Source organism: Enterobacter cloacae complex sp. EB5 (assembly GCF_031432835.1).
Classification (GTDB): Bacteria; Pseudomonadota; Gammaproteobacteria; order Enterobacterales; family Enterobacteriaceae; genus Enterobacter; species Enterobacter hormaechei_C.
Genome location: NZ_CP133866.1, coordinates 1 through 9,552, shown reverse-complemented (window position 1 = coordinate 9,552; position 9,552 = coordinate 1). Strand labels below are relative to the sequence as shown.

Genomic DNA, 9,552 nt, shown 5'->3' with positions numbered 1-9,552 from the left:
CTCATTCCACGCCTGACACTCAGTTCCGGGAAGGCAGTTCGCTCCAGGATGGACTGTATGCACGAACCCCCCGTTCAGTCCGACCGCTGCGCCTTATCCGGTAACTATCAACTTGAGTCCAACCCGGAAAGACACGACTAATCGCCATTGGCAACGGCCATTGGCAAACAGGATGTGCGAGAATGTCTCAAGAGTTCTTGAAGTGGCGGCCTTAGTGAGGCTACACTGAAAGGACAAATTTGGTAACATGTCCGCTCAAGACTGTTACCACGGTTAGGGGGTTCCCCAGGATTACCTAACCTTCGAAAAACCACCTGCCAGGGTGGTTTTTTCGTTTACAGGGCAAGAGATTACGCGTACAGAGCACGGATCTCAAGAAGATCGTAAGAAGAAAGTTAACATGAGCGTTTTTATCCCTCAAAAAGAAGGCTTCTAGTTATAGAAGCCTTCTTTTTGAGGGATAACTTATATTTTTTTAAAAAAAATCATGCAATAGCATGTTTCTTCTCAGAACTATCAACAATGTGTTTCCTTTCTATGATTTCATGAGCGGGAATCACTCTGTCTATTTCTTCTTGCAATCGAGGGCTACTAGTAACCTCCCATAAATCAACAGACTGCTGTATATTTAGCCAGAACTTTGCAGTGGTATCGAAGGCTTTAGCCAACCTAAAAGCCATATCGGTAGACAGCTTTCTATTATTGTTAACTAAAGCACTGGCAGAGTTTCTATGCACATTCAACATTTCAGCCAAGTCATTGATTTTTAAACCACTTGGTTCGAGATATTCATAAAGAATAATATCCCCTACAGTTGATGGTTTTCTAGTTGCTTGGGACATGCTTTACTCCTAAATTTTTTACTTCTCTCTGTTAGATGAGGAAGATAAGTATTTCGTCTATTACCAGCTGTAGCGATGAGTAATTATCTTAAATATAGTCACGTCATTTTTTTTATTAATCATTATTTGTAATGACATTTTAATGTAGGTGAGGGAACGCCTCACCTACTTGTTTTATAAGATAACAGCCACGACCTGTTATCTATCGGTAATCATGTGGATCGAGATACAAATCCTCGACTCCGTTTTCACCCCACTTAAATATCAAGCGGTACTTCTCATTCACCCGTATGGATGAATACCCTGTCAATGGAGGGTTGAGATTCTCAAATCGGTTTCCCGGGGGAGACCGCAAATCTCCAACTTTATCAGCAGCATTCAGCATATCCAGCTTGCGACCTAATGAAGCACTAATCGCAGTTGGAATCTTTCGATTGGCTTTACCATATTTGTAAAACTGGTATAGCCAATCGTCTCGAAACTGAATGCGGCAATCATCATGTTCATGATCTTGCTGCATTTTTCTTTTACCTCAATTTTTGCCGCAACTTGGCAATTTTTTCGATCACCTTCTTACCTCCGATATAGTACAGCAAACATATCAAATGCACAACAGCACAGTGCACTTGTGCAATCAATGGCTATGCTGTAGAATGCACTCATGCACAGTGCGGGTGTGCAAAATAAATGATAATTTGGAGGTTGCATGGCTCTTGTTCGCTCAGGAAACAAAAGCAAGATTTTTGAAGCAGATACGAAGTTTAACTCGGTTTTTGACACTGAATATAAGCCGGGAGAAACATGTGAATATGAAGGGATTTATAAATGTACCGGTTGCGGTAAAGAAGTAACTATCGCAGGCGGGAAAACAATCCCACCACAAAACCACCACCAACATACCCCCGCGCAAGGGAACATTCGTTGGCAATTGTTTGTTTATGCTCAGTGAGGTATAGAAAATGGCAGATCGTCGACCACTCAACCCACACGTTGTCGTTCCTAAACCAGGCGGCGGAACTCAACCTCGTGACCGTAACAATGACGGAAGGGTCAGAGGAAAACGCTCAGATGCAGGAAAGCCACGAAAATAACAGCAAGCCGCCAGCCTGGCGGCTTTTTTATATCTGCAGCTGATACTGATTTACCATAACATCCGTTGGGCGCACCGCTGAAACGGGGTTGGCTGCGTTTCCGGTGCCAGACGCGAGAAAGTGGCGACAGACATAACGAAAAAACACCAGAAACGCAGCCGCTGAATATTACACTGGTGCATAGTCATGCAGCCAGATGCATGGATGTTAAAGTCACACTAAAATCCGCGCCAATGCCTTAAAAACCGACAAATGCTTCTCCAGCCAGTCCCACAGCTCCGCCGCCAGATACAGGCAGTTAAGCAATGATTCAATGAGATTTAACAGCTTCATTTCCCGCTCCTGAATAAGTCGTGACCTTTTTGATCACGAACCTATTTAGCGGGAGAAATAAGAGCCCCTCTTCGTGCGGGTTGTCAGCTGCCTGGATGGTTTAAAGTGTCGGCCCGCGGTAGGTTTTCTGCGGCTGGCGCTCCAGCTCCAGTGTTTTCTGATACTCATTCTCCCTCTGCCGGAGCTCGATGGCATTCAGTTCCCGGACAAGCGGCGCAGCTGCTCGCTTAAACTCAGCACCTGCGTGCTCAAGTCCGACACGCGCTCGTTCAGCACCGCGTTCTCCCGTTGCATAAGCCCACACATGCTCCGCCATTCCGCGAAGGCGCTCTCCCATTCGTCCAGCCTTTGCGAGTAGTCCTGCTGTAGCTGCTCTAATGCGCTCAGCAACTGCTTTTCCAGCTCTGTCATTTTCCGCTACTCCTGTTTCAGGCGGATCCATGTCGTCCCGTCGTAGGGGATGGCTTCGGTTTGCATCCCGGGCGGCAGGATAAGAAACCTCCGGCCGTCGCTGCTCTCCTGATAGCGCACTCCCCACGTCCGGGCAGTCATTTTCGCCAGGGTATCTTCCTGCTGACGAAGATGCGTGTAATTGTCGGTTATCTGCTGCCCCTGCCACCACAGTATGCTCCCGCTCGTGCCGATCAGCAGCGCTGACACCATCAGGATGGTGAACCATGTCCGCCCGGCAGTCCGCAGTACGCTCCGCCGGTTTTTCTCCATCGCCTCGCTCATACTCTGCTCGTGTGCGAGGATGGCGTCGCTGATTCTCCTCGCGCTTGCGCTCAGTTCCGCTCTGACAGACTGCTCGTGCTCGCTGAATGCGGCTTTCAGCATCTCGCCGGTACTCTGCTGCTGCGCTTTCGATTGCTGCTCTAAGTCCTTCGCCAGCGTTAAAAGACTGCTCATAGATGGCTCCCTTCAGTCGGATGTTTCGCCCCCCGTCCGGGTCGGCAATGCTGATACTGCTTTTCGTGGTGCGCACCACCTCAAAACCTGACCGTTCCAGCGCCTCAGTGACGTCCTGACGGTTTTTCAGCTCCCCGGACGAAGCAAGGGTCAGCAGTCCGCGCGTGATGGCTTCAGTGGCCTCCTGCTTCGTTTTCGGCAGTCCGGACGGCGTGACCAGCGCCCGGCGGTTTTCCGGCGCGTTCGGGTCATGCAGCCCCAGTCTGCCGTTCACGATGGTCTGCCAGGCATCGATGCGCGGCCGGTCGGCGCGGTCGTAGTACGGCTGGAGCCGCCTGCCGGTCAGCAGTTCGGTATTGGGGATCAGAAAGTTCAGCTCCAGACGCCCCTTGTCCGCGTGCTCCACCCACAGAATGCTGTACTGATCTTTATCGAGTCCGGGCATCAGAACCCGCTCGAAGCTGGCCATCAGTTTTTCCCGCTGGCCGGGAGGCAGATCGGCCTCCGCAAACGACAGTACGCCGGAGGTGTATTTCTTCACGTAAGGCGACGCGTCAATCAGCTCCCGGACTTCTTCCGGCTTCCCCTGCAGGACGCTGGCGCCTTCACGCTGCCGGTCTTTACCCAGCAGATAGTCCACCGGCCCGGCGCCACCGCCGCGACCGCGTGGATGAAATTTAACGATCATCGTCCGTTCCTTTCTCAAGAACGGCGTGCCGCAGCCGCTCAAGCCCGGCATCGATGGCCATCAGCGCCGCCACAATCTGTACCCTGTCATGGCCGGTGCCGCCGCCGGCGTTAACACGGCGGGCTATCTGGTTCAGGTTATTGCCCATACCGGCAAGCTGGCGCAGCAGCGCCGGCGAGAGTGAGGGGAGCTTTCCGGTGCGCGCAGGCTTTTCGTCCAGGCAGGTCTGCCGCATCCACGCCGCCAGCGGCCTGCCGTCGCAGCGCTCAAGCAGCCGCCGGTGCTCGCCCTCCGTCACCCACATGGTGAGCATCTTGTTCCGTTTCTCTGACAAACCGGCCTCCTGATAACGCCGGGACGGGCGGGAAAGCCTTTCCCGGTCGGCGCGGGGTTGGACAAGCCGCAGGCGCGTCAGTGGCTTTTGGCGGGTTTCGGGGCGCAGCCCTGAACCAGTCACGTAGCGCTAGCGGAGTGTATACTGGCTTAATATGTTGGCACGGATACGGAAATCAGTGAAGTGCTTCATGTGGCAGGAGAAAAAAGGCGGCAACGGCGCGTCAGCAGAATATGCGATACAGGATATATTCCGCTTCCTCGCTCACTGACTCGCTGCGCTCGGTCGTTCGGCTGCGGCGAGCGGTGCGGGCTTACGAACGGGGCGGAAATTTCCTGGAAGATGCCAGGAAGAAACTTAACAGGGAAGCGATAAGGCCACGGCAGAGCCGGTTTTCCATAGGCTCCGCCCCCCTGACGAGCATCACAGAATCTGACGCTCAAATCAGTGGTGGCGAAACCCGACAGGACTATAAAGATACCAGGCGTTTCCCCCTGATGGCTCCCTCGTGCGCTCTCCTGTTCCTGCCTTTCGGTTTACCGGTGTCATTCCGCTGTTATGGCCGCGTTTGTCTCATTCCACGCCTGACACTCGGTTCCGGGTAGGCAGTTCGCTCCAAGCTGGACTGTATGCACGAACCCCCCGTTCAGTCCGACCGCTGCGCCTGTTCCGGTAACTATCGACTTGAGTCCAACCCGGAAAGACACGACAAAACGCCACTGGCAGCAGCCACTGGTAACAGGATTAGCAGAGCGAGGTATGTAGGCGGTGCTACAGAGTTCTTGAAGTGGTGGCCTAACTACGGCTACACTGGAAGGACAGTATTTGGTATCTGCGCTCTGCTGAAGCCAGTTACCAGGTTAAGCAGTTCCCCAACTGACTTAACCTTCGAAAAACCGCCTCCCCAGGCGGTTTTTTCGTTTACAGAGCAAGAGATTACGCGTACAGAGCACGGATCTCAAGAAGATCGTAAGAAGAAAGTTAACATGAGCGTTTTTATCCCTCAAAAAGAAGGCTTCTAGTTATAGAAGCCTTCTTTTTGAGGGATAACTTATATTTTTTTAAAAAAAATCATGCAATAGCATGTTTCTTCTCAGAACTATCAACAATGTGTTTCCTTTCTATGATTTCATGAGCGGGAATCACTCTGTCTATTTCTTCTTGCAATCGAGGGCTACTAGTAACCTCCCATAAATCAACAGACTGCTGTATATTTAGCCAGAACTTTGCAGTGGTATCGAAGGCTTTAGCCAACCTAAAAGCCATATCGGTAGACAGCTTTCTATTATTGTTAACTAAAGCACTGGCAGAGTTTCTATGCACATTCAACATTTCAGCCAAGTCATTGATTTTTAAACCACTTGGTTCGAGATATTCATAAAGAATAATATCCCCTACAGTTGATGGTTTTCTAGTTGCTTGGGACATGCTTTACTCCTAAATTTTTTACTTCTCTCTGTTAGATGAGGAAGATAAGTATTTCGTCTATTACCAGCTGTAGCGATGAGTAATTATCTTAAATATAGTCACGTCATTTTTTTTATTAATCATTATTTGTAATGACATTTTAATGTAGGTGAGGGAACGCCTCACCTACTTGTTTTATAAGATAACAGCCACGACCTGTTATCTATCGGTAATCATGTGGATCGAGATACAAATCCTCGACTCCGTTTTCACCCCACTTAAATATCAAGCGGTACTTCTCATTCACCCGTATGGATGAATACCCTGTCAATGGAGGGTTGAGATTCTCAAATCGGTTTCCCGGGGGAGACCGCAAATCTCCAACTTTATCAGCAGCATTCAGCATATCCAGCTTGCGACCTAATGAAGCACTAATCGCAGTTGGAATCTTTCGATTGGCTTTACCATATTTGTAAAACTGGTATAGCCAATCGTCTCGAAACTGAATGCGGCAATCATCATGTTCATGATCTTGCTGCATTTTTCTTTTACCTCAATTTTTGCCGCAACTTGGCAATTTTTTCGATCACCTTCTTACCTCCGATATAGTACAGCAAACATATCAAATGCACAACAGCACAGTGCACTTGTGCAATCAATGGCTATGCTGTAGAATGCACTCATGCACAGTGCGGGTGTGCAAAATAAATGATAATTTGGAGGTTGCATGGCTCTTGTTCGCTCAGGAAACAAAAGCAAGATTTTTGAAGCAGATACGAAGTTTAACTCGGTTTTTGACACTGAATATAAGCCGGGAGAAACATGTGAATATGAAGGGATTTATAAATGTACCGGTTGCGGTAAAGAAGTAACTATCGCAGGCGGGAAAACAATCCCACCACAAAACCACCACCAACATACCCCCGCGCAAGGGAACATTCGTTGGCAATTGTTTGTTTATGCTCAGTGAGGTATAGAAAATGGCAGATCGTCGACCACTCAACCCACACGTTGTCGTTCCTAAACCAGGCGGCGGAACTCAACCTCGTGACCGTAACAATGACGGAAGGGTCAGAGGAAAACGCTCAGATGCAGGAAAGCCACGAAAATAACAGCAAGCCGCCAGCCTGGCGGCTTTTTTATATCTGCAGCTGATACTGATTTACCATAACATCCGTTGGGCGCACCGCTGAAACGGGGTTGGCTGCGTTTCCGGTGCCAGACGCGAGAAAGTGGCGACAGACATAACGAAAAAACACCAGAAACGCAGCCGCTGAATATTACACTGGTGCATAGTCATGCAGCCAGATGCATGGATGTTAAAGTCACACTAAAATCCGCGCCAATGCCTTAAAAACCGACAAATGCTTCTCCAGCCAGTCCCACAGCTCCGCCGCCAGATACAGGCAGTTAAGCAATGATTCAATGAGATTTAACAGCTTCATTTCCCGCTCCTGAATAAGTCGTGACCTTTTTGATCACGAACCTATTTAGCGGGAGAAATAAGAGCCCCTCTTCGTGCGGGTTGTCAGCTGCCTGGATGGTTTAAAGTGTCGGCCCGCGGTAGGTTTTCTGCGGCTGGCGCTCCAGCTCCAGTGTTTTCTGATACTCATTCTCCCTCTGCCGGAGCTCGATGGCATTCAGTTCCCGGACAAGCGGCGCAGCTGCTCGCTTAAACTCAGCACCTGCGTGCTCAAGTCCGACACGCGCTCGTTCAGCACCGCGTTCTCCCGTTGCATAAGCCCACACATGCTCCGCCATTCCGCGAAGGCGCTCTCCCATTCGTCCAGCCTTTGCGAGTAGTCCTGCTGTAGCTGCTCTAATGCGCTCAGCAACTGCTTTTCCAGCTCTGTCATTTTCCGCTACTCCTGTTTCAGGCGGATCCATGTCGTCCCGTCGTAGGGGATGGCTTCGGTTTGCATCCCGGGCGGCAGGATAAGAAACCTCCGGCCGTCGCTGCTCTCCTGATAGCGCACTCCCCACGTCCGGGCAGTCATTTTCGCCAGGGTATCTTCCTGCTGACGAAGATGCGTGTAATTGTCGGTTATCTGCTGCCCCTGCCACCACAGTATGCTCCCGCTCGTGCCGATCAGCAGCGCTGACACCATCAGGATGGTGAACCATGTCCGCCCGGCAGTCCGCAGTACGCTCCGCCGGTTTTTCTCCATCGCCTCGCTCATACTCTGCTCGTGTGCGAGGATGGCGTCGCTGATTCTCCTCGCGCTTGCGCTCAGTTCCGCTCTGACAGACTGCTCGTGCTCGCTGAATGCGGCTTTCAGCATCTCGCCGGTACTCTGCTGCTGCGCTTTCGATTGCTGCTCTAAGTCCTTCGCCAGCGTTAAAAGACTGCTCATAGATGGCTCCCTTCAGTCGGATGTTTCGCCCCCCGTCCGGGTCGGCAATGCTGATACTGCTTTTCGTGGTGCGCACCACCTCAAAACCTGACCGTTCCAGCGCCTCAGTGACGTCCTGACGGTTTTTCAGCTCCCCGGACGAAGCAAGGGTCAGCAGTCCGCGCGTGATGGCTTCAGTGGCCTCCTGCTTCGTTTTCGGCAGTCCGGACGGCGTGACCAGCGCCCGGCGGTTTTCCGGCGCGTTCGGGTCATGCAGCCCCAGTCTGCCGTTCACGATGGTCTGCCAGGCATCGATGCGCGGCCGGTCGGCGCGGTCGTAGTACGGCTGGAGCCGCCTGCCGGTCAGCAGTTCGGTATTGGGGATCAGAAAGTTCAGCTCCAGACGCCCCTTGTCCGCGTGCTCCACCCACAGAATGCTGTACTGATCTTTATCGAGTCCGGGCATCAGAACCCGCTCGAAGCTGGCCATCAGTTTTTCCCGCTGGCCGGGAGGCAGATCGGCCTCCGCAAACGACAGTACGCCGGAGGTGTATTTCTTCACGTAAGGCGACGCGTCAATCAGCTCCCGGACTTCTTCCGGCTTCCCCTGCAGGACGCTGGCGCCTTCACGCTGCCGGTCTTTACCCAGCAGATAGTCCACCGGCCCGGCGCCACCGCCGCGACCGCGTGGATGAAATTTAACGATCATCGTCCGTTCCTTTCTCAAGAACGGCGTGCCGCAGCCGCTCAAGCCCGGCATCGATGGCCATCAGCGCCGCCACAATCTGTACCCTGTCATGGCCGGTGCCGCCGCCGGCGTTAACACGGCGGGCTATCTGGTTCAGGTTATTGCCCATACCGGCAAGCTGGCGCAGCAGCGCCGGCGAGAGTGAGGGGAGCTTTCCGGTGCGCGCAGGCTTTTCGTCCAGGCAGGTCTGCCGCATCCACGCCGCCAGCGGCCTGCCGTCGCAGCGCTCAAGCAGCCGCCGGTGCTCGCCCTCCGTCACCCACATGGTGAGCATCTTGTTCCGTTTCTCTGACAAACCGGCCTCCTGATAACGCCGGGACGGGCGGGAAAGCCTTTCCCGGTCGGCGCGGGGTTGGACAAGCCGCAGGCGCGTCAGTGGCTTTTGGCGGGTTTCGGGGCGCAGCCCTGAACCAGTCACGTAGCGCTAGCGGAGTGTATACTGGCTTAATATGTAATGGCACGGATACGCAAATCAGTAAGTGCCTCATATGGCAGGAGAAAAAAGGCGGCAACGGCGCGTCAGGAGAATATGTGATACAGAATATATTCCGCTTCCTCGCTCACTGACTCGCTGCGCTCGGTCGTTCGGCTGCGGCGAGCGGGGCGGGCTTACGAACGGGGCGGAAATTTCCTGGGGGATGCCAGGAAGATACTTAACAGGGAAGCGATAAGGCCACGCCAGAGCCGTTTTTCCATAGGCTCCGCCCCCCTGACGAGCATCACAGAATCTGACGCTCAAATCAGTGGTGGCGAAACCCGACAGGACTATAAAGATACCAGGCGTTTCCCCCTGGTGGCTCCCTCGTGCGCTCCCCCGTTCCTGCCTTTCGGTTTACCGGTGTCATTCCGCTGTTATGGCCGCGGTTT

At 52.5% G+C, this 9,552-nt stretch carries 12 protein-coding genes; 2 read left to right on the top strand and 10 right to left on the bottom strand.

Going from position 1 to position 9,552, the window contains the following annotated elements; genetic code table 11:
- Positions 1-485: 485 nt before the first annotated feature.
- Positions 486-842: a HigA family addiction module antitoxin gene (locus RHN82_RS24540; RefSeq protein WP_023316024.1), complete on the bottom strand. Its 357-nt coding sequence runs from the start codon at positions 840-842 to the stop codon at positions 486-488.
- 202 nt (positions 843-1,044) lie between these two features.
- Positions 1,045-1,362 carry a type II toxin-antitoxin system RelE/ParE family toxin gene (locus RHN82_RS24535; protein ID WP_023316025.1) on the bottom strand — a complete coding sequence of 106 codons (318 nt, stop codon included), beginning with the start codon at positions 1,360-1,362 and terminating at the stop codon, positions 1,045-1,047.
- 186 nt (positions 1,363-1,548) lie between these two features.
- On the opposite strand from RHN82_RS24535, the gene RHN82_RS24530 reads away from it, so the two are divergent.
- Positions 1,549-1,791: a hypothetical protein gene (locus RHN82_RS24530; RefSeq protein ID WP_023316026.1), complete on the top strand. Its 243-nt coding sequence runs from the start codon at positions 1,549-1,551 to the stop codon at positions 1,789-1,791.
- Positions 1,792-2,461: 670 nt separating this feature from the next.
- On the opposite strand, the gene RHN82_RS24525 is transcribed toward RHN82_RS24530, so the two are convergent.
- The 5 genes from RHN82_RS24525 to RHN82_RS24495 form a co-directional block, all read right to left on the bottom strand.
- Positions 2,462-2,677, bottom strand: a complete 216-nt coding sequence (locus RHN82_RS24525; RefSeq protein ID WP_000137422.1) for an MbeD family mobilization/exclusion protein — start codon at positions 2,675-2,677, stop codon at positions 2,462-2,464.
- Between the two features lie 6 nt (positions 2,678-2,683).
- Positions 2,684-3,175, bottom strand: a complete 492-nt coding sequence (locus RHN82_RS24520; protein WP_032629998.1) for an MbeB family mobilization protein — start codon at positions 3,173-3,175, stop codon at positions 2,684-2,686.
- 677 nt (positions 3,176-3,852) lie between these two features.
- Positions 3,853-4,176, bottom strand: a complete 324-nt coding sequence (locus RHN82_RS24510) for a MobC family plasmid mobilization relaxosome protein (protein WP_163063187.1) — start codon at positions 4,174-4,176, stop codon at positions 3,853-3,855.
- A gap of 1,092 nt (positions 4,177-5,268) precedes the next feature.
- Complete coding sequence (locus RHN82_RS24500; RefSeq protein WP_023316024.1) at positions 5,269-5,625, bottom strand: HigA family addiction module antitoxin; 357 nt, start codon at positions 5,623-5,625, stop codon at positions 5,269-5,271.
- 202 nt (positions 5,626-5,827) lie between these two features.
- On the bottom strand, positions 5,828-6,145 hold the full coding sequence (locus RHN82_RS24495) for a type II toxin-antitoxin system RelE/ParE family toxin (RefSeq protein WP_023316025.1): 318 nt from the start codon (positions 6,143-6,145) through the stop codon (positions 5,828-5,830).
- A 186-nt stretch (positions 6,146-6,331) separates the two neighbouring features.
- Between RHN82_RS24495 and RHN82_RS24490 the strand changes: the two genes are divergently transcribed.
- A complete protein-coding gene (locus tag RHN82_RS24490) occupies positions 6,332-6,574 on the top strand; it encodes a hypothetical protein (RefSeq protein ID WP_023316026.1) in 243 nt (80 codons plus the stop codon).
- A gap of 670 nt (positions 6,575-7,244) precedes the next feature.
- Here RHN82_RS24490 and RHN82_RS24485 read toward each other — a convergent pair.
- The 3 genes from RHN82_RS24485 to RHN82_RS24470 form a co-directional block, all read right to left on the bottom strand.
- Complete coding sequence (locus tag RHN82_RS24485; protein WP_000137422.1) at positions 7,245-7,460, bottom strand: MbeD family mobilization/exclusion protein; 216 nt, start codon at positions 7,458-7,460, stop codon at positions 7,245-7,247.
- A 6-nt stretch (positions 7,461-7,466) separates the two neighbouring features.
- A complete protein-coding gene (locus tag RHN82_RS24480) occupies positions 7,467-7,958 on the bottom strand; it encodes an MbeB family mobilization protein (RefSeq protein ID WP_032629998.1) in 492 nt (163 codons plus the stop codon).
- Positions 7,959-8,635: 677 nt separating this feature from the next.
- Complete coding sequence (locus tag RHN82_RS24470; RefSeq protein WP_163063187.1) at positions 8,636-8,959, bottom strand: MobC family plasmid mobilization relaxosome protein; 324 nt, start codon at positions 8,957-8,959, stop codon at positions 8,636-8,638.
- Positions 8,960-9,552: the final 593 nt, after the last annotated feature.

Excerpts from the sequence above, each read along its gene's own strand:
- RHN82_RS24540 (WP_023316024.1), bottom strand. The coding sequence starts at position 842 with ATGTCCCAAGCAACTAGAAAACCATCAACTGTAGGGGATATTATTCTT.
- RHN82_RS24535 (WP_023316025.1), bottom strand. The coding sequence starts at position 1,362 with ATGCAGCAAGATCATGAACATGATGATTGCCGCATTCAGTTTCGAGAC.
- RHN82_RS24530 (WP_023316026.1), top strand. The coding sequence starts at position 1,549 with ATGGCTCTTGTTCGCTCAGGAAACAAAAGCAAGATTTTTGAAGCAGAT.
- RHN82_RS24525 (WP_000137422.1), bottom strand. The coding sequence starts at position 2,677 with ATGACAGAGCTGGAAAAGCAGTTGCTGAGCGCATTAGAGCAGCTACAG.
- RHN82_RS24520 (WP_032629998.1), bottom strand. The coding sequence starts at position 3,175 with ATGAGCAGTCTTTTAACGCTGGCGAAGGACTTAGAGCAGCAATCGAAA.
- RHN82_RS24510 (WP_163063187.1), bottom strand. The coding sequence starts at position 4,176 with ATGCTCACCATGTGGGTGACGGAGGGCGAGCACCGGCGGCTGCTTGAG.
- RHN82_RS24500 (WP_023316024.1), bottom strand. The coding sequence starts at position 5,625 with ATGTCCCAAGCAACTAGAAAACCATCAACTGTAGGGGATATTATTCTT.
- RHN82_RS24495 (WP_023316025.1), bottom strand. The coding sequence starts at position 6,145 with ATGCAGCAAGATCATGAACATGATGATTGCCGCATTCAGTTTCGAGAC.
- RHN82_RS24490 (WP_023316026.1), top strand. The coding sequence starts at position 6,332 with ATGGCTCTTGTTCGCTCAGGAAACAAAAGCAAGATTTTTGAAGCAGAT.
- RHN82_RS24485 (WP_000137422.1), bottom strand. The coding sequence starts at position 7,460 with ATGACAGAGCTGGAAAAGCAGTTGCTGAGCGCATTAGAGCAGCTACAG.
- RHN82_RS24480 (WP_032629998.1), bottom strand. The coding sequence starts at position 7,958 with ATGAGCAGTCTTTTAACGCTGGCGAAGGACTTAGAGCAGCAATCGAAA.
- RHN82_RS24470 (WP_163063187.1), bottom strand. The coding sequence starts at position 8,959 with ATGCTCACCATGTGGGTGACGGAGGGCGAGCACCGGCGGCTGCTTGAG.